The sequence below is a fragment of the Mesorhizobium sp. ISC11 genome (assembly GCF_037162595.1).
Lineage (GTDB): Bacteria > Pseudomonadota > Alphaproteobacteria > Rhizobiales > Rhizobiaceae > Mesorhizobium > Mesorhizobium ciceri.
Map to the genome: position 1 here is coordinate 1,518,861 of NZ_JAVSPW010000001.1, position 18,607 is coordinate 1,537,467.

14 protein-coding genes and 1 pseudogene are annotated in these 18,607 nt (G+C 60.6%); 5 read left to right on the plus strand and 10 right to left on the minus strand.

Annotation, left to right across the window (positions count from 1 at the left end):
• Window positions 1–4 precede the first annotated feature (4 nt).
• The 10 genes and pseudogenes from RPF88_RS07745 to RPF88_RS07790 form a co-directional block, all read right to left on the minus strand.
• Window positions 5–949 carry a homoserine kinase gene (locus RPF88_RS07745; RefSeq protein WP_127368619.1) on the minus strand — a complete coding sequence of 315 codons (945 nt, stop codon included), beginning with the start codon at window positions 947–949 and terminating at the stop codon, window positions 5–7.
• A gap of 37 nt (window positions 950–986) precedes the next feature.
• The gene (gene thrC / locus RPF88_RS07750; RefSeq protein WP_337122108.1) at window positions 987–2,516 is read right to left on the minus strand and encodes a threonine synthase; all 1,530 of its coding nucleotides are present in this window, start codon (window positions 2,514–2,516) and stop codon (window positions 987–989) included.
• Window positions 2,517–2,583: 67 nt separating this feature from the next.
• Window positions 2,584–3,906 (minus strand): NAD(P)/FAD-dependent oxidoreductase, encoded by a 1,323-nt coding sequence (locus RPF88_RS07755; RefSeq protein WP_337122109.1) that lies wholly within the window; start codon window positions 3,904–3,906, stop codon window positions 2,584–2,586.
• 189 nt (window positions 3,907–4,095) lie between these two features.
• A pseudogene (locus RPF88_RS07760) lies at window positions 4,096–4,413 on the minus strand (IS481 family transposase); the annotation flags it as partial.
• A gap of 73 nt (window positions 4,414–4,486) precedes the next feature.
• Window positions 4,487–5,737 carry an NAD(P)/FAD-dependent oxidoreductase gene (locus RPF88_RS07765; protein ID WP_442921289.1) on the minus strand — a complete coding sequence of 417 codons (1,251 nt, stop codon included), beginning with the start codon at window positions 5,735–5,737 and terminating at the stop codon, window positions 4,487–4,489.
• A gap of 114 nt (window positions 5,738–5,851) precedes the next feature.
• Entirely contained in the window at window positions 5,852–6,736 is an 885-nt protein-coding gene (locus tag RPF88_RS07770) for an ABC transporter permease (protein WP_064994339.1), read from the minus strand.
• A gap of 32 nt (window positions 6,737–6,768) precedes the next feature.
• Window positions 6,769–7,719 carry an ABC transporter permease gene (locus tag RPF88_RS07775; protein WP_127366272.1) on the minus strand — a complete coding sequence of 317 codons (951 nt, stop codon included), beginning with the start codon at window positions 7,717–7,719 and terminating at the stop codon, window positions 6,769–6,771.
• Window positions 7,720–7,797: 78 nt separating this feature from the next.
• The gene (locus RPF88_RS07780; RefSeq protein ID WP_337123864.1) at window positions 7,798–9,468 is read right to left on the minus strand and encodes a peptide ABC transporter substrate-binding protein; all 1,671 of its coding nucleotides are present in this window, start codon (window positions 9,466–9,468) and stop codon (window positions 7,798–7,800) included.
• A gap of 23 nt (window positions 9,469–9,491) precedes the next feature.
• Window positions 9,492–11,156, minus strand: a complete 1,665-nt coding sequence (locus tag RPF88_RS07785; protein ID WP_224674382.1) for an ABC transporter ATP-binding protein — start codon at window positions 11,154–11,156, stop codon at window positions 9,492–9,494.
• Window positions 11,157–11,931: 775 nt separating this feature from the next.
• Window positions 11,932–12,819, minus strand: coding sequence for a LysR family transcriptional regulator (locus tag RPF88_RS07790; RefSeq protein WP_337122110.1), 888 nt, complete (start codon window positions 12,817–12,819; stop codon window positions 11,932–11,934).
• A gap of 209 nt (window positions 12,820–13,028) precedes the next feature.
• On the opposite strand from RPF88_RS07790, the gene pdxA reads away from it, so the two are divergent.
• The 5 genes from pdxA (at window position 13,029) to RPF88_RS07815 (ending at window position 18,597) form a co-directional block, all read left to right on the plus strand.
• A complete protein-coding gene (pdxA, locus tag RPF88_RS07795; protein WP_337122111.1) occupies window positions 13,029–14,021 on the plus strand; it encodes a 4-hydroxythreonine-4-phosphate dehydrogenase PdxA in 993 nt (330 codons plus the stop codon).
• Between the two features lie 17 nt (window positions 14,022–14,038).
• Complete coding sequence (locus RPF88_RS07800; RefSeq protein WP_337122112.1) at window positions 14,039–15,103, plus strand: cupin domain-containing protein; 1,065 nt, start codon at window positions 14,039–14,041, stop codon at window positions 15,101–15,103.
• A gap of 178 nt (window positions 15,104–15,281) precedes the next feature.
• The gene (locus tag RPF88_RS07805; RefSeq protein WP_198327511.1) at window positions 15,282–15,833 is read left to right on the plus strand and encodes a cupin domain-containing protein; all 552 of its coding nucleotides are present in this window, start codon (window positions 15,282–15,284) and stop codon (window positions 15,831–15,833) included.
• A gap of 291 nt (window positions 15,834–16,124) precedes the next feature.
• A complete protein-coding gene (locus tag RPF88_RS07810; protein WP_337122113.1) occupies window positions 16,125–17,450 on the plus strand; it encodes an NAD(P)/FAD-dependent oxidoreductase in 1,326 nt (441 codons plus the stop codon).
• Between the two features lie 73 nt (window positions 17,451–17,523).
• The gene (locus tag RPF88_RS07815) at window positions 17,524–18,597 is read left to right on the plus strand and encodes a tartrate dehydrogenase (protein WP_337122114.1); all 1,074 of its coding nucleotides are present in this window, start codon (window positions 17,524–17,526) and stop codon (window positions 18,595–18,597) included.
• Window positions 18,598–18,607 lie beyond the last annotated feature (10 nt).

Genomic DNA, 18,607 nt, shown 5'->3' on the forward strand with positions numbered 1-18,607 from the left:
TTGCTCATACGATTTCTCCCCTGTGCACGCATAACATACGCTCGAAGTAGCTTGGATCGTGCGCTTTGAGGATTGCAGCCTCCCGAGGCTGGTACAGATCCCACAGACGCGATAGCCAAAAGCGAAATGCTCCAGCGCGTTGCATCGCGGGAAGCAATATGCGTTCGGCTGGTGTAAGCGCTCGAACGGACCCATAAGCGCCTAAGAAAGCGGCTGCTCGCTCACTGTCTTGGCGGCCGGTGCAGTCATCGACACACCAGTCGTTGAGGCACACAGCAATATCGAAAAGGAAGGCGTCGCATCCGGCGAAGTAGAAATCAAAGACGCCGGTCAGATGACTGCCGGCAAACAACACATTGTCACGAAAGAGATCGGCGTGCACCGGCCCCCTGGGGAGTTGTTCGTAGGTGGGAGACACAGCAATTTGGTTCTGAAAGGTCAGCTCGCTGGTGAGCCGCGACCGTTGTCCATCGGACACGTATTGGCCGACCACCGGCACCACCTCGTTCCACCACTCGAGACCTCGCGGATTGACCTGGTGTCGTGGGTAATCGGTCCCGGCCACGTGTATTCGCGCCAGGATCTCCCCGATAGAGCGACAATGTGACACTGTCGGTGCTGTCACGCTTTCGCCAGGAAGCCTGTTGACGACCACAGCAGGCCGGCCTTTCAGCGAGTGAAGGATTTCGGCACTCGCGTTGGCAACCGGATTCGGGACCGGCATTCGCCGCGCCGCAAGGTGTTTTATGAGATGAAGGTAGAAAGGCAATTGTTCGAATGTGAGGCGCTCAAACAAGGTGAGCACATACTCTCCGGTTTCGGTATCTACGAAGTAGTTCGTGTTCTCAATTCCGGTCGTAATGCCCCGAACAGAACGCGGCCAGCCCAGACCCAGCGCCCCAAAGAGCGCTGCGACTTCGTCGACTGATAGCTCCGTATATACAGCCATGGCGGAAATAGCGGTCTCCGATTGTTCAAACAGTTCTTCAGCGGGCCGCAGCCTGCAAAATTTCGGCGACGTGGGTCTTTACGGTCTGTGTATCGGCGGGAAGGACCTTAAATCGTCTCGGCAAGTCTTCTATTCCATCGAACCGTTTTGGACGACTTGGCTCGTGGCCCAAAGCCTCCCTGATGGTCTCCGCGAATTTGACCGGCAGGGCCGTCTCGAGCACGATCATCGGCATCTCCGGAACGGAGTGCCTGCGTGCGACCGTGATGCCGTCAGCTGTGTGTGGGTCGACCAGCGTGTTGAAGCGGCGCCAAGTGTCACGGATCGTTTCCAACCGGTCGGCGTGCGTGCTCTTGCCGCTGCAGAAGCCAAAACGAGCGGCCACCTGCGCGAAGGCGGAATCGCCACTGAGATCGAACGATCCTCGTCGCCTGAGTTGGTCGTCGAACATTGATTTCGTCCGGCCCGCATCGCGACCGAGCAGTTCAAAGACGAAACGCTCGAGATTGGAGGCCTTGGAAATGTCCATCGATGGGCTTGATGTTTCATACGTGTCCGCGCGGCCCCGCAAGCGATACACGCCGGTGCGGAAAAACTCATCGAGCACATCGTTCTCGTTGGTTGCAACGACGAGACGGGATATGGGAAGCCCCATCATGCGCGCAACGTGACCAGCGCAGATGTTTCCGAAGTTCCCCGAAGGAACGGTGAAGTCGACCTCGGATGTGTTCCCCGCGGTGACCTGGAAGTAGGCGGAGAAGTAGTAGACGACCTGAGCCACCAGCCTGGCCCAGTTGATCGAATTGACGGCGCCTATCCGGTGGCGCCTCTTGAAGTCAACATCGCCGGACACGGCTTTCACGATGTCCTGGCAATCGTCAAAGACCCCTTCGATGGCGATGTTATGGATATTCTCGTCCTGCAGGCTGAACATCTGAGCTTGCTGAAAGGTGCTCATGCGTCCGTGCGGCGACATCATGAAGACCCGCACCCCCTTCTTGCCGCGCATGGCATATTCCGCCGCGCTGCCCGTGTCGCCACTGGTCGCCCCGAGGATGTTCAGTTCCTCACCCCGCCGCGCCAGTTCATACTCTAGGAGATTGCCAAGCAACTGCATCGCCATGTCCTTGAACGCCAGCGTGGGGCCGTTGGACAGTTCCGCCACGTGGAGACACGTTTCAAGCGCGCGCACCGGCACGATCCTGGTCGTCCCGAAAACCTCGGGCGTATAGGTCTTCGCGCAGATGGTCTTAAGATCGGCGGGCGGAATATCGTCGATGTAGAGCGACAGGATCTCGAAGGCGAGGTCCGGATAGGACAGCCTCCGCCACCGATCCAGCATGGCGTCATCCACGAGCGGGTACGTCTCGGGCACATAGAGCCCGCCATCCGGCGCCAGACCTTCAAGCAGTATCTCGCAAAACTTCCTGCGTTGGGGGTGGCCTCGCGTCGAGATGTAGTGCATGTGATGCTCCTCCTTGTCGGCGCGCTCGTTCAGCCGGGGCCGCAGCGCTGCATGGTCAATGGGCCGCCCAGCTTCAGCCGTCAGCGTCTGGCCTGCCACCATGCGATCTTGTCCTGCAGGCCATAGCGGCGATTGTTGGTGGGCGTCAGGCCTGACTTCCGGCTGATCTTCAGATAGCGGCGATGTCCAGCTTCGAGCCGTCGACCAGACGCGACAGGCGGAGCGGTGTAGGATCGACGCAAGGCGTGTCGTTTACGACAAGCTGTGCGGCCAGATAACCAAGCCCCGGGCCCAAACCGAAGCCGTGGCCCGAGCAGCCCGCCGCGAGGACGAGGCCTTTTACCCCGTCCACCTGCGACACCACGGGCACTGCGTCCGGCGTGCAATCGACGAAGCCGCCCCAGGCACTATCGATCTCTATATCGCCGAGTTGGGGGAAGGTCTTCCGGACACTCTCCACCACTTGGCTTACCAGCCATTTTAAGGGTGGAGGGTCCAGCACCCGATTCTGTTCGAAGATCCGATCGTCGTTGGTCAGCAGCGCCGGCATTGAATCCGGCCCCGAAAGGAACGATTGGCCGATGCCGAGCCTGACGTTCTTTAGGCGACGCAAGAATTGCGGCATGAATTCCCGGCTATACCGGATAGCCTGGGGCGTGATTTCGAGGTTCGCCTTGCCACTGATCGCAAGCGTATAGCTGCCGTCCAGTCGGCGCGTGATCGTGCAGTAGGGTGTGGAGATCGCCTCGCCTATGTTGATTGTGGGGGTGGAACGCAGCGCGGTCTGCCGGATGCTCGCTTGGGGGAAACTGATCCCGAGCGGCCTAAGGAAGCGCGAGGACCAGGCGCCAGCGGCGCACAGCACCGCGCTGGTTCTGATGTAGCCCTTCTCCGTGTGCACGCCCGCAATCTTGCCATTGGCCAAGTCGAGCGCCCGCGCGGCGCATTCTTGGTGGATGGTGGCGCCCAGAGCTCTGGCCCCCTCGGCGATAGCCGGTGCGGCAAGCGCAGGTTCGGCCTTGCCATCCCGGCCCGAATAGGTCCCGCCGACCCATTTGTCGCGCGCTTCGGGGACGCGCTCGGCCACCTCCGCCCGGCTCAGCATGCGGGTGTCGACCTCGTACTCCCTGGCGACCTCGCGCCACCTTTCCCAACCGGCGAGCACAGCCTCGTCGTGAGTCGCAGAGACCAGACCGCAGCGTCGAAATCCAAGATCGCGATTGATATCCCGCGTCAGCTCGTCCCATAGTCGCATGGAGATCACCGAGAGCGCCAGTTCGCGCCGATCGCGGTTCTGCTGGCGGCACCAACCCCAGTTTCGGCTCGATTGTTCACAGGCGACGTGGCCCTTCTCGAGCAGAGCCACAGAGAGGCCACGCTTCGCCAGGAAATAGGCGGCCGTAGAGCCGAGGATGCCGCCGCCGACGATGACGACGTCGACTACGGCCGGGAGACGCTCATCGCTGTGAATACGTTCGACTCGGGGCGACATGTTCCAACCAACCTCGGCTGCCAAGAATGCGGAAGCAAAGTTCCGATCAGCCCTTCATCGCATCGTGCGCTCGAAAGAATGTGCCGAAATGATCTAGGACTTCGCCAGATGTGCGGGTTTTTGATCCCTTGGTCGATACGAACTGCTCAAGCCCGACCGAGTTCCAGTTCGGCGCAGGGCGGCGTATGGAAAGTAACCGATCGGATCGCTCCTGAACTTCTTCTCGCCGGCCGGTCGCCTTCGACATTGTCCAAGCGGCTGACGCAGTGACGTTGCAGGCAGCGGTGCAATGACGAGGTCTCAGATGCGAGATCGTCGGCTGCAACGCATAGAGGCAGTCACCCAGCGGCAGTAGCGTATAGCGTCGAAAAGCGACGATGACGGCCTCTTCCTCGACCGTGAGCACGTCGACCGAACCTCCGTCGGCCCAGTCGGTAGATCGAGAACACAGATCCGACTCTGCAACTTCGCGACGGTCTTCTGGTTGATCCCATAGCGCTTCGCCAGCGCCCCTCAAGCTCCGCGGTGCCTCCATCTGGGCCGCAGCGACGAATGGTCAAAAGGCCGTCACCGTCGGCGATCAGCGGCTGGCGCGCCAGAAGGCGATACGGTCCTGCAACCGATAGCCCTGGATAATCGCCGGCATGAACCACGGATTGCCGCGATAGAGCGGGATGGCGGAAGGCGGTCGAAAGTCGAACGCCGTGCGCGACTGCTCGCCATGCCCCATCAGCTTGTGGGCCGCACGCATACCGATCCACGGCGCCCAGACCACGCCCGAGCCGCAGAAGCCGGTGGCATAGACCATACCATCCTTCTCGAAGACGCGGGGCAGCATGTCGCGGTTCATCGCTACGTTGCCAAACCAGCAATGCGAAAGGCGCACGTTCTCCAACTCCGGGAAGAGGTTCACCAGGCCCTTGCGCAGGAGAAGTTTCGGGGCAATCGGATCGCCGACACGAGAACTGTCGCGCCCCCCCAGCAGAATGCGTTTTCCGTCAGGCGAGGGACGATAATAGAAACCGAGTTGCCGGCTCTCGGTGATCGTCATCAGCTTCGGCATCAGTCGTGCCATGACATCGGGCGCTAATTCCTCGGTCACGATGATCCGGCTGCGGACCGGAACCAGCCGGCGGCGCAAGAAGGGTGCGGCGCCGTCGGTATAACCGTTGGTACAGACCAGAACCTGCCGCGCATCCACCGTCCCAGCGGAAGTCACCACGCGAAAGCCCGAACCATTCCTCTCGATCGACTTGACCGCCGTGTGCGAATGAACCGTCAATCCGGATGCGAGCGCCACCCGCAGGAGTTCAGCGTGGAACTTTGCGGGGTGCAGCCCGCCAATGTCCGTCCGAACGGTTCCGCCGCGGTAGAAATCGGTGCCGATATAGTTCCGCTGCTCGGCATGCGGAACGGCGTAAGACTCGATCCCCAGTTTCTTCGCCAGCCTCTCGGCGCCGCGCGCCATCTTCTCATACTGTTCATAGCCGAAAGCGCCTTTGAACTGGCCGACCAGGCGGAAGTCGCAGTCGAGCCCTTCGGTCTTGATGAAGTCGTAGAGGAATTCGCGCGCGATCTTGCCCTCGGCCTCGATCGCCATGGCCTTCTCTTCACCGAAACGCCTGCTGATTGTGGCAGCATCCGGCCGGATGCTCCCGCTCGTAATCCCGCCATTGCGCGTGGAAGCACCCTCACCCGGATGCATCGCATCGAAAGCGGCAACCGAGCGCCCCTCGCGCGCCAGCGCAAGCCCGGCCGAAAGCCCGGCATAGCCGGCGCCGACAATCACCGCGTCGAGCTTCTTTGCCAGCGGCTGCCGCGGCAGCGGCATGACGGGCGCCGCTTCCCACCAGTAGGGCGTGTTCTTTTCGGCGATTTCGGGCTCTTGCACGTGACTGACTTCTCTTGGTGTTCCGGGGTTTAGGAATGTATCGCTCGCGGCACTTCAAATATGGTCATCTCGCACGTCCAGCGCGTCACGCAGTCCGTCGCCGATGAAATTGAAACTGGTCACCGCGATGGTGATGGCAGCTCCGGGAATGATTGCCAGCCATGGTGCGCTGCCCAGATATTGCTGGGCGCCATTGAGCATGTTGCCCCAGCTCGGTAGTGGCGGCTGGATCCCGTAGCCGAGGAAGCTGATATAGGCCTCCATGAGAATGGCGCGCGCAACCGTCAAGGTCGAAGCAACGATAATTGGACCGATGGCGTTGGGAAGGATCTCCCGAAACATGATATGTGTGCCGCTCAGCCCCAGCATTCGCCCGGCCTGGACGAATTCGCGCTCGCGAAGAGAGCGGACCTCGGCCTCCACAATTCGGGCTACTTCCATCCAGCTGGTCGCAGCGATGACGACGGTAATCATTATCGGGCTGGGTTTCAGGGCTGCGGCAAGGGCCAGCACAAGGAAGATAGACGGGAAGGCCAGAAAGCCATCTACCATGCGCATCAGCGAGGCTCCTATCCAGCCGCCGCGGTATCCAGCAATTACCCCGACGAGCGTGCCTACTAGCGTCGACAACAGCATGGCGAAGAAGCCCACCAGCAACGAGATTCGTCCCGCCATCAAGAGCCTTGCCGCCAGGTCGCGGCCGAGCGGATCAGTGCCCAGAAAGTGGTGGCCCGTAAGCGGAGGAGCAAAGCGGGCCCGCAGATCGATATACAGTGAGTCATAAGGCAGGAGATGGGGGCCGACGACGCAAGCGAGACACAGAAAGACGATCATCGCCAAGCCGAGCAGCGCCAGGCGATGCCGCATGAAACGAAGCGCCGCGCGGTTGTTTGTCCAGCGGCTTGGAGCTGCATTTGTATTTGCCGTGAGGGCGGTCATATCGGCTGTCTCCTGTCGGGAAAATTGCGCGCTCAAGCCAGACGAATGCGCGGGTCGACAATAGCGACGACAATGTCGGCGATCAGGTTTCCAAGCAGAACGAGGATAGCCGAGAACATCAGCAGCCCCATAACAACCGGATAGTCGCTGTAACCAAGGCTATCGAGGAACAAACGTCCCATTCCTGGCCAGGTAAAGACAGTTTCGGTCACCAGCGCACCGGTCAGGACGCTGGGAAGCTGCATCCCCGCCAGGGTAATCATCGGCAAAAGGGCGTTGCCGACGACATGCTTCATCAAAATCCGGCGTTCACTCAACCCCTTGGCCCGAGCCGTCTTGACGAAGTCCTGGCTGATGGCGTCGAGAGTAGCCGTCCGCATGTAGCGGCTCCAGATAGCGACATGGACCAGCGACAGCACGATACTTGGCAGGATCAAATGATGGAGATAGCCCAGGATCGAACTATCGCCGATCTCGGACATATTGCCCGCGGGCAGCCAGCCTAACTTCAAGGTAAAAATGTAGATGCCGACGAGGCCGAACCAGAAGGTAGGTACCGACAATGCAACCATGGCACCGACAGTTGCGAGATAGTCGAATAACGAGTAGCGGCGCGTGGCGCCCCGAATTCCAATCCAGGCGCCAAGAGAGATCGCAATCGCGGTTGAGGATCCCATCAGCAGCAGCGTCGCCAAGAGATGGCTGCCAATGATCTGCAATACCGGCGCTCCGTCGCGGAAGGAGTGACCCCAGTCGCCCTGCACCAGCCGCCAAGCCCAGTCCAGATATTGGATCCATATGGGTCGATCGAGGCCCAGCAGCCCCTTGAGGCGCTCGATATCCTGCTGGGTCATTCCGGGATCGAGTCCGAATTGCGCCAGCGGGCCGCCAGGAAGGAGGTTCAGAATCCCGAAGCCGATGATCGAAACGATCACAAGCAGTATCAGGCTCTGCGAAAGGCGATTGAGCAGGAAGCCGCGCATTCGAGTCCTCCGTTGTGGGTTGGCGACTTAGTCTGTTGCCGCCGCCGCAGTGCAATCCGGCGGCGGCAATAGGATGGATCAGGCCTTCCAGCGCCAATCTGCGGCATGCCACGACGCGGTGCGCGTGTTGGCATTGGGCTTGAAACCGTCCAACCCTGCCTTGCGTCCGAGCACGTTTGTGATCGCTAACAGCGGCAGGAAGGGCAGATCATGGCGCACCACTTCCTGTACGTGATTATAGATCCCGCGCCGCTCTTCCTGATCGAAGCTGCGAGCACCCTTTTCAAGCAGGGCATCGACTTCGGGGTTGGAATATTGTCCGGTGTTCGAACCGTGTCCGCCTTGAGCGGCGATTGCCTTCGTATGGAGGCGGTTTGTGGCGTCGGGGTCCGCGGCAATCAGATAGGTGACGCCCACCATGGCGGTATCGAACTGCGACTTCAGCCAGAATTCGCCCCACATGACCGCAGCCGGCAAGTTCGAGATCGTCATCTCGACGCCGATCTCGGCAAACGTCTGCTGCAAGAACTGCTGCGTCTGCTCGCGCAGGTTGTTGCCTGATGTTGTCGAATTCGCAAAGGACAGTCGCACTCCATCCTTGGCGCGGATTCCATCTGGGCCTGGCGCCCAGCCGGCCTCATCCAGAATCTGGCGCGCGCGGTCCAGATTGAATTCCTGCGCGGGCAGGTTCGGATTGTAGTAATAGGACTCCTTCGGCATGAACGTCTCGGTGGGAGTGCCCACGCCGTAGTAAATCGTGTCGACGATCGCTTTCCTGTCCATGGCGGCGTAGAGCGCCTGGCGCACTGCCAGATCCTTGAACTGCGGGCGCCCCAGATTGAGGTATATCGACTCCACGGATGCGCCGGTCTCCAGTGTCACCACGCGGTCTGGCAATGCGCGGGCTTCAGCATAATGGTCGGCCGTAATGTACGATTGATCGACCAGGTCGACGTCACCGCTCTTGAACTGCGTATAGAGCACCGTCATATCGGGAATGTATTTGAAGATGAGCTGCTCGATATACGGACCCTCGCCGGTATACTCCGGGTTGGCGACGAGCTCGATATGGTCGCCCGCTACCCGCTGGCTCCACTTGAACGCGCCGGTGCCGATCGGCGCCTGGTTGAAAGCCGCTGTATTAGGATCGACATCTTTCCCCAGAATGTGCTTGGGCACCATGAAGGTTTCGGCCAGGAACGACAGATAGGGCGCAAAAGCCTCCTTCATCCGCCAAGTGATCTCGGTGGGCGAAACCACCGTGATGTCCTGAACGAGCGAATGGCCGCTTGTACGCCAGGCGCGAAACTTCGGGTTCGTGATGAGCTCCAGGGTGAATTTCACGTCCTCGGCCGTGAAGGGCTCACCGTCGTGCCAGCGGACATTGTCACGCAACTGGATGCGCCAGTTGAGGCCGTCCTCCGAAATGCCGCCGTTTTTCTGGCTTGGCACCTCGGCTGCGAGATTCGGCTGGAGGACGCCTTCAGCATCCATCCTGACCAACGCATCGAAAACCGAGAAATGGACCGCGTCATCGACTTCGATATGCGCCATCAACGGATTGAAGACCGTTGGCTCTTGTGAAAGACCGACGACGACGCGACCGGCCGGACCCGCGGCAGGGGTCTTGGCGAAAGCCGACTTGCCCAGCAGATTGGGCGCGATCAAGCCTGCAGCTCCACCTAGCGCCATCAGTCGCAGCGCCTGGCGCCTCGAATAGTTGGATGTAGTCGTTGAATTTTTGGTCATCGTAGTTCCTCTCTTGTTATTTTTCATGCGTTTGCTGCAATTGGACGGGCATTGCCCGGCCTCTCTCCTGGAATTGCCGCCACGAGTTGGCGCGTGTAGGCCGCTTGCGGGTTCAGGAATATCTGCGAGGGCGGTCCGCGCTCGACGATCCGGCCTTTCTGCATCACAGCGATTTCGTCGCAGATCTGGCTGGCGACACGCAAATCGTGCGTGATGAAGACCATCGACACGCCGGTCTCTCGCTGGATCTGGTCCAGAAGCTGCAGGATCTGCGCCTGGATCGACACGTCGAGCGCGGAGACCGCCTCGTCAGCAATCAACAGCTTCGGCTTGAACATCAAAGCCCGAGCGATCCCGATTCGCTGGCGTTGCCCACCAGAAAACTCGTGCGGATAGCGGTCGAAGGCGCCGGCATCGAGACCGACATGGGCCAGAAGCGTACGCGCTTCTTCGCGCGCCTGGGCAAAAGGCGTCCCGTGTGCCACCGGGCCTACCGTGATGATGTGGCCGACCGTTGAGCGTGGGTTCAGGGACGCAAAGGGATCCTGAAAGATCATCTGGATCCGTGGTCTGAGCGGGCGGAACTTCGCTTCGGAAAGCTTGGCTATATCGGACCCCTCGAACAAAATCTCGCCGCCGTCGCTGTCCAGCAATTTGATGAGAAGCCGGCCCAGCGAGGATTTTCCTGAACCGCTCTCGCCTACGACCCCAAGCGTTCGGCCTGGCGCCAGTTCGAACGAAACCTCGTTCACCGCTTTCACTATCCGCTGGGCGCCAAACAGCGCGCCGCCGCCACGATAGGTTTTAACCAGACCCTCGACCTTCAGGATCGGCTGCTTGCTGTCGGACTCCGCACGAGAGCGATCTTCACCGGTCAGATGCGGTACGGCCGCGATCAGGCGTTGGGTATAAGGATGCTTGGGCGACTTCAGCACCTGCTCGGCGCTGCCCTGTTCGACGATGTGCCCCTTTTCCATCACCACGACGCTGTCGGCGATCTCCGCCACCACGCCGAAATCGTGGGTGATAAACATTACGCTCATCCCCTTGCGGCGCTGAATGTCGCGGATCAGCTCCAGGATCTGTGCCTGGGTGGTCACGTCGAGCGCAGTGGTTGGCTCATCGGCGATCAGCACCGTCGGCTCGAGCGCCAGGGCCATGGCAATCATGACGCGCTGCCGCTGCCCGCCCGAAAGCCGGAAAGGGTACTGGTGATACATGAGTTCGGGATCTGGGAGGCCCACTTCGGTGAGCAACTCGATGGCGCGGTCGCGGCAGGTTTTTGGCGTACCGTATCCATGCGCGGCCATGACCTCGTCAATCTGTGCGCCCACGGTCATCAAGGGATTGAGCGCCGAGAGCGGATCCTGGAAGATCATCGACACGACCCGCCCACGCAGGTTGCGCAGCTTGTCGGGCGACATGCCGATGATGTTCATCCCCTCCAACTGTATTGAACCCGATGAGACGCGGATCACCTTGGGCAGGAGCCCCATGATCGCGTTCGCCGTGACCGACTTGCCTGATCCGGACTCGCCTATGATGCAGAGGATCTGGCCGCGTTTCAGATCGAAGGAAATGTTCTCGACCGCATAGGTTCGTTCCATGCCTTTCGGCAAATTCACCGTGAGGTCGCGCACCGAAAGCGCCACATCGTGAGCGGCTACAGCCTGGATGCTTGCGACCATCTGGATCACCTCCCATTCCATCGAAGCGGATCCACCCTGTTGCCGACCGCAACATCGCCCCTTGAGCAGCAACGCGTCACCGTAGCAGCCGTAGCCTTGCCATTTAGGCGCTTCGCGCTCTGAGGCTGCGAGAGACGGATTCTACTCATCCTGGCGGCTCCCTTATGTAGTCCGATCCCCGTACCGGACATTGTTCCCTTTTCCTGGAGAACGCTCCAAACGGGCAACTCTGCCTGTCGGAGGTCCTCTGGAGCTTGCCTGCCGTAAGGAAGGGTGCCCCGTTCTTGCAGCCAGTTTGACTGTTCTTTTTCCGCAGAGTCTTCGAAATTTGGCACTCCGGCGGCAGGAACTTCTGAAAAGAACGCCCCAGTTGGCATTTCACTCTGTTTGGCCTGATGATGATAGCGCAAGCCCCTCAATCTGCGCGGCATGGCCGAGAGTCTAATGTCCAAGGCGAGCACGGCATTTTGGGCGGCCTATCAAAGACTCGACTGAGAAGAGCTTCCGCGAGGCATTGCCCCAGGAAATTTGAAGGATCCGCCGCGGCGGAAGTTTCCTCATTTGAAGTAGACTGCCGCCCGCCCAGGCATTGACAGTGCGTAGGTAATAACCGGCGTCCGGTGCACGAAGCTCATAGGATGCATACAAAAGCAGTGTGGAACCAAGCACGGCAAAGAGGGCCGCTTATCGAGGTCTCTACCCTGCCCATCAGTGCTGCTTTTTCGACGCCGGGGTCGGGCCCGCTCAACTGGGCGAAGCTCCCAGAGCGCTCCTTTCAAAGGCGATTTGGTCCCAGGCGGCTGAACTGCGCATGAAGCCACTCTGCGAGTTCAAACTCCATACCTTCCAGTTCACTCGAGCCCAACCATATCAACCCATATTGACTGCCGTCAGGGTCAAAGCCAGCAGGGGCCGCCAGGCTTCCTCGTTCCACGTCGTCAATCGCAAGTACGAGCGGACTGAGGGCTACGCCAAGGCCTGCAGACGCAGCCTCGACGATCAGCGCGTGATTGTCGAAGTACCGGATTTCTGTGGGTCGACGCGCCGACGGATGGGTCTTCAGCCATTGCGCCCAGGCGTCAGGTCGGGTCTTCGACCCGAGAGCGAGATAGTCGCCATGTTCGAACTCTGCCACAAGTTCCGGCCTCATGACAGGCCCAACCTTTTCGGAAAAAAGGGGCCGGACGTTCCACGTCTCAGGCACAGCGAAGTCCAGCCGTCGAATAGCGAGATCGACCTGTTTCTTACGAAAGTCCACCAGCCCTCCACCTACCGAGAGGTGGAGGGCCATGTTCGGATGCGCCACTTGAAGCGCCCCCAGCCGCGGAATGAGCCAACGCATGGCAATTGAAGGCTCGCAGGAGAGCACCAGGGCACTCTTCCCGGCATTGGCAGCACGCAGGCTTTGAACTGTGGCGGCCAACTCACCGAAGAACCTGCCGAGGGTGAGGTTGAGTGTCTCGCCGGCAGGGGTGAGCCGCAGCCCTCGCCCATTCTTCTCAAACAACCTGACCCCGTTGTCATTGGCGAGTTTGGTGATACGGCGACTGACGGCGCCGTGCGTGAGCGCAAGCGAGTCTGCTGCAAGCCGGACCGAGCCCAGCCGCGCTGTTGCTTCGAACGCTCTCAGGTCGTCGAGCGAGGGTATGTCTGAGCGATCCATCAGTGATAATCTATCACCGATTTCGTCAGAAACTATCGCTATTCATCCTTAGTGAGGTTTTGTTAGTTGATGCATGCGCACCAATCATCAACCCAGTATAGCGGTCCTCGCCGATGACCTCACCAGCGCGGCAGATGGTGCAGCACCTTTCGTCGCCCGTGGCTTGACTGCGTGACGCGCGCCGTCGCGCGGATACGGGGAGCCACCCAATGAAGAACATTCTCCCACTTGCTCTCACGATGGGCGACGCCTCCGGCATTGGGCCGGAGATCGTGGCGAAGGTGCTTGCGAAGGGCGGCGAACGCGTCGTCGTGTTCGGTAGCTATGTTGTCATGCAAGACACCGTGCGGCGGCTCGGGCTGAACGTCGAGGTGCGACGCATCAACGCTGCCAATGCGGTCCAATTCGAGCCGCGCCGAATTGAAGTCATCGAAACCTCGCGGATTACCGAGCCTCCTCCAATCGGCCGTATCAGCACGATCTCCGGGCAGGCGGCCTTCGACGCCATCGTTGCGGCGATAGCCGCAGCGAAGTCCGGAGATGTGAGCGGCATCGTCACGGCGCCGATCAATAAAGAGGCGATGGCCAGCGCGGGAATCCGCTACCCCGGCCATACCGAAATTCTGGCCGACTACGGCGGCGCCAAGCGCGTGGCGATGATGCTTGCCAACGATGACATCCGCACGGTGCTCGTCACCATCCACACGTCGCTGAGCAAGGCGATCGAACAGGGCGATTTCGACGCTCAGCTATCCGCCATCCGGCTTGCCCATGAGGGTGGAAAAGCTCTCGGCTTCGCGACCCCGCGTGTCGCCGTAGCGGGTCTCAATCCGCACGCAGGTGAAGGTGGCCTCTTCGGGGACGAGGAAATCCGGATCATACGACCGGCAATCGACGCGGCCCGAGCCGAGGGCATCGATGCCACTGGCCCTTATCCTGGCGACACTGTCTTCATGCAAGCTCGTCAAGGTCGATTCGATGTTGTGGTGGCACAATACCACGATCAGGGTCTGATCCCTGTGAAGTATCTCGGGTTGGAAAAAGGCGTGAACATCACGTTTGGCCTGCCGTTCGTCCGCACCAGCCCAGATCACGGCACGGCGTTCGACATCGCGGGCCGTGGAATTGCAGACCACGCCAGCTTGGAAACAGCACTTGCCTACGCCAAGCGCCTCGTGGCGGCACAAACCAAGACGAACTAGAGAAAGGAACCACACCAATGGGGTTACGCTTCATCTTCATGCTCACGCGCAACGACCGAACGGTTTCGGACGCGGCCCAGCAACTTCAAACCGCGCTCAGCCTCGGCGTGCGGCACATCGGGTTCAAGGATATCGGCTTGCCGATCGAGCAGCTGAAAGACCTCAATGCGGCCATCAGGACGGGCGGTGCAACCTCCTACCTGGAAGTCGTGTCACTGGACCGCGAAAGCGAAATTGCTTCGGCAAAGGCAGCTGCCGAAATCGGCGTCGATGTTCTTCTTGGTGGCACGCGGGTAGACGACGTGCTGCCTATCATCAAGGACACCGGCATCCAGTACTTCCCGTTTCCGGGTCGGATCGCCGGTCATCCGAGCGTGCTTGAAGGCGCCATCGACGAAATTGTCGAAAGTGCCAAAGCGATTGCAGGGCACGATGGAGTGCATGGCCTGGACCTGCTGGCATACCGATCGGCGGAGAACGTCCCCGAGTTGATGAAGGCCGTCTGCGCTGCAGTCGCCAAGCCTGTCTATGTTGCGGGTTCGATCGACACCCCAGAACGAATTGCAGTCGTCCAAGGCGCCGGCGCAGCTGGGTTTACGATTGGGACCGCAGCTTTGGATGGCAGATACCCGGCCAATGGGAATGACCTACCAAGCCAACTCACCGCAATCATTCGCGATGTGGCTGCCCTGAACAAGCACCTTTCGCCAATTCACAAGAAGAATTTGTCAATTGAGTTTGCCGGGCTGCGCGCGCCTTGGAAGCCTAAAGTCGAGGGGCGTGTCAACGCCATGCAAATCAAGGTCGCCATGTTCAATGACGCCTCCAGTTGGTCATTTCGACAGCACGACGATCAGCTGTTCTTCGTTCACCGGGGACGGCTGCTCATGCAATTTCGTGACCGTGAAGAAATTATCGAACCCGGAGAGTTCATCGTCGTCCCATATGGCGTTGAGCACAGTGCGGTGGCCTTGGGCGAGGAAGGATGTGAAGTGTTGGTGGCAACGTCAACCGCCCTACCCTGCTACCCACCCCCGGTAACTGATCTCGCTCATTCTGATCGATCCCAGTTGACTGCTTAGCAGGACGGTACCGACTGCTAGGTTTTCAGACGCGCAGGAGCAATCATGACCGTGGCTATTGTGCTGCATCGCGCCGACGGCGCACCCGTTGCAACCCCTTTCCGCAGGACAGCGTCCGGCTCGGATGATCCCTTTGTGGGCATCGCGAAATCGCCTGGGAAGGGCCGGACTCGATATCGTGGGCCGAACCAGCTTTGTTGGCGAGCTCGAAGTCGCAAGCTTCCCCCACATCGAAACCATCGTCGTGGTGGAAGGAGAGCTGATCCTGACGGTGGTCGGCGCGGCCCCGCTGGTGCTCGGTCCGCAAGCGGGTGCTGTCATCGGATGCGGCACCACGCTTCGCATCCAGACTGAATCAGGCGTGCGGTTTTCGTTCTGCGCGGCCGCTTGCGACAAACCGACGAAGCCCGGCCTTGTCCAGTTGCGCGCCGACGCCGACTTCAAGCCGTCTGCTTCGCTACCGGCCGAGGCTTTGCTTGGCCCGGCCCCGCAATGCCGCAGCGACAACGTCTTCTCCAGCGACGGCGCGGATTACCGTGCGGGCACGTGGGATTCGACCCCATACCACCGGGTTGTTCGCCCGCATCGCCACAACGAGTTCATGCATCTGCTAGCCGCGAGTGTACGATTCGCCGCGCCCGATGGCAGCGTGCTGTCGGCGGGCACCGAGATGCGCTTTTCGTGCCCCAGGGCGCATCGATCGGATGGGAAAGTAAAAATCGCGTGGTGAAGTTTTTCGTCGTCCAAGCCGTCCAGGCCTGACGTAGAGCGAGATCCATCATGTCCCCTGGCAAGGTCGCTGAGTTTTAGGCCGCATCCGCAATCGACGCTCCTCCACACGAGATGGCTTTAGGCTTCAGCTACCTTCCCTCTGAGAGGTGGGCGCCAGCGAGCTTTTCACGCAACAATTGCATGTCCTTAGGGCCGCTAACGGCAGGATATTCCGTCCAGGCACACAACTCCGCAGCCTGTCTATTCTCGGCGCGGGCTAGAATGCTTCAAAGTTACCGGAGTTCCGCAGATGCCCGCGCCGCTCATGCACATCGAGTGCAGCCCTTCCCTCCCCCGCGAGGCAGACGTCGTCGTCATCGGCGCCGGCGTGGTGGGCGTGTTCACGGCGTATTATCTCGCGCGCCGCGGCGTCAGCGTCGCCCTGGTAGAGAAAGGACGCGTGGCCGCCGAGCAGTCAAGCCGAAACTGGGGCTGGTGCCGCCAGCAGAACCGAGATGCGCGCGAGTTGCCTATGGCAACCAAGAGCCTCGATCTCTGGGAGAAGGTGGCACAGGAGACTGGCGGGGATACTGGATTTCGCCGCTGCGGGCTTCTGTATCTCTCACAGGACGAAAATGAGCTGGCGGGCTGGGCAAGGTGGCGCGATTTTGCGAAAACGGTCGGAGTCACCACGCACGTGCTGAGCGCAGAGGAAGCCACCGAGAAGGGCAAGACGACCGGACGCAAATGGAAGGGCGGGGTTTTCTCACCGACTGACGGAACGGCGGATCCCTCCACGGCAGTGCCGGTTGCCGCGCGTGGCATCATGGCGGCGGGCGGTACCTTGCATCAGCATTGCGCAGCGCGTGGACTGGAGTTGAGCGCCGGCAAGGTCAGCGGGGTCGTGACGGAAGCGGGAACCATCCGTACGAAGATCGCGGTCATGGCCGGAGGCGCATGGGCTTCTTCCTTCTGCAACCAGCTTGGCATGCGCTTCCCGCAAGCTGCCGTGCGTCAGTCCATTCTAGCCGTAGCGCCAGGCGCAATCGGCCTGCCCGATGCCCTGCATACCACGAGCGTCTCGCTGACGCGGCGCAGCAACGGTGGATACGCGCTGGCGATCAGCGGACGAGCTCGCGTCGACCCAACGCCGCAGCAGTTCAGGTTCAGCCGCGAGTTTCTACCGATGTTCGCCCGCCGCTGGCGCAATCTCGCCCCGGGGGCCTTCGAGGGCTGGCGTCAAGGACATGAAAGCCTGCGCAAATGGGGCCTTGACGACATTACGCCGATGGAACGGAACCGGATTCTCGACCCGAAGCCCGACATGGGACAAATTCAGCTGACATATCGAAGAGCCTGCGAATTGATCCCCGAACTCCAACGCGTGGCGATCTCCGATGTCTGGGCGGGTTATATCGACAGTACACCCGACGGCATTCCCGCGATCGGCGAAGTGGAGGGGATTCCGGGCTTTATCCTGGCGGCGGGATTCAGTGGTCACGGGTTCGGGATTGGCCCCGGCGCGGGGCATATGATCGCCGACATCATCACAGGCAGCGAGCCTGTTGTCGATCCGCGTCCTTATAGGCCCGAACGCCTGAAGACCGCTGCATGGGGCAAGGTCGCTGAATTCTGAGAAGATGGCTTGCCAACGTACTGTCGATCGCACACGAGATTGATGCCGCGACTGCTCAAACAGGGAAGTAACGATGCGCGAATACGAGATTGCCGCCATTCCTGCCGACGGGATCGGCCCAGAGGTGATCGCCGCCGGTCTCCAGGCGCTTGAGGCGCTGCAGCAGCGCTGCGGCGACTTCAAGCTACGCGTCCAGCACTTCGACTGGGGATCGGACTACTACAGGGCCAATGGCCGGATGATGCCTGAAGATGGAGTGGCGCAACTGAAGCGCTTCGATGCCATCTTCTTCGGTGCTGTCGGCGCTCCCGATGTGCCCGACGACATCACGCTCTGGGGTCTCCGGCTGCCGATCTGCCAAGGCTTTGATCAATACGCGAACGTGCGGCCGACCAGGATTTTGCCCGGCATCGTTTCGCCGCTGGCGGGCGTTGGGCCCGGCGATCTGGATTGGGTGATCGTGAGGGAGAATTCGGAGGGCGAGTATTCCGGCCACGGCGGCCGCGCCCACCGCGGTCTCCCCGAGGAGGTCGGAACCGAAGTCGCGATCTTCACGCGCGTCGGCGTCGCCCGCATCATGCGCTATGCATTCCGGCTGGCGGGGTCACGGCCGCGAAAGCTCCTGACTGTTGTCACGAAATCCAACGCGCAGCGTCACGGCATGGTAATGTGGGATGAAATCGCAGCCGAGGTGGCGCAAGAGTTCCCTGACGTCGCGTGGGACAAGATGCTGGTTGATGCTATGACGGTGCGCATGACACTCAAACCTCGCAGCCTCGACACGATCGTCGCCACCAATCTTCACGCCGACATTTTGTCGGACCTTGCAGGCGCGCTGGCGGGCAGTCTCGGCGTTGCACCAACCGCCAACATTGATCCCGAGCGGCGCTATCCCTCGATGTTCGAGCCAATTCACGGCTCGGCTTTCGACATTGCCGGCAAGGGTATCGCCAACCCCGTCGCCACGTTCTGGACCGCTGCCCAGATGCTCGAACATCTGGGCGAAAGCGCAGCCTCCGTCCGGTTGATGAGCTCTGTGGAAACAGTGACGAGTGAAGGCGTGCTGACGCCGGACGTTGGTGGGACAGCGACCACGCAGGACGTGACGGACGCCGTCTGCCGGACGATCCGCGGTTCGAACGTGTGACAGGTTTGCG

Excerpts from the sequence above, each read along its gene's own strand:
- RPF88_RS07745 (WP_127368619.1), bottom strand. The coding sequence starts at position 949 with ATGGCTGTATATACGGAGCTATCAGTCGACGAAGTCGCAGCGCTCTTT.
- thrC (WP_337122108.1), bottom strand. The coding sequence starts at position 2,516 with ATGGTGGCAGGCCAGACGCTGACGGCTGAAGCTGGGCGGCCCATTGAC.
- RPF88_RS07755 (WP_337122109.1), bottom strand. The coding sequence starts at position 3,906 with ATGTCGCCCCGAGTCGAACGTATTCACAGCGATGAGCGTCTCCCGGCC.
- RPF88_RS07765 (WP_442921289.1), bottom strand. The coding sequence starts at position 5,737 with ATGCCGCTGCCGCGGCAGCCGCTGGCAAAGAAGCTCGACGCGGTGATT.
- RPF88_RS07770 (WP_064994339.1), bottom strand. The coding sequence starts at position 6,736 with ATGACCGCCCTCACGGCAAATACAAATGCAGCTCCAAGCCGCTGGACA.
- RPF88_RS07775 (WP_127366272.1), bottom strand. The coding sequence starts at position 7,719 with ATGCGCGGCTTCCTGCTCAATCGCCTTTCGCAGAGCCTGATACTGCTT.
- RPF88_RS07780 (WP_337123864.1), bottom strand. The coding sequence starts at position 9,468 with ATGACCAAAAATTCAACGACTACATCCAACTATTCGAGGCGCCAGGCG.
- RPF88_RS07785 (WP_224674382.1), bottom strand. The coding sequence starts at position 11,156 with ATGGTCGCAAGCATCCAGGCTGTAGCCGCTCACGATGTGGCGCTTTCG.
- RPF88_RS07790 (WP_337122110.1), bottom strand. The coding sequence starts at position 12,819 with ATGGATCGCTCAGACATACCCTCGCTCGACGACCTGAGAGCGTTCGAA.
- pdxA (WP_337122111.1), top strand. The coding sequence starts at position 13,029 with ATGAAGAACATTCTCCCACTTGCTCTCACGATGGGCGACGCCTCCGGC.
- RPF88_RS07800 (WP_337122112.1), top strand. The coding sequence starts at position 14,039 with ATGGGGTTACGCTTCATCTTCATGCTCACGCGCAACGACCGAACGGTT.
- RPF88_RS07810 (WP_337122113.1), top strand. The coding sequence starts at position 16,125 with ATGCCCGCGCCGCTCATGCACATCGAGTGCAGCCCTTCCCTCCCCCGC.
- RPF88_RS07815 (WP_337122114.1), top strand. The coding sequence starts at position 17,524 with ATGCGCGAATACGAGATTGCCGCCATTCCTGCCGACGGGATCGGCCCA.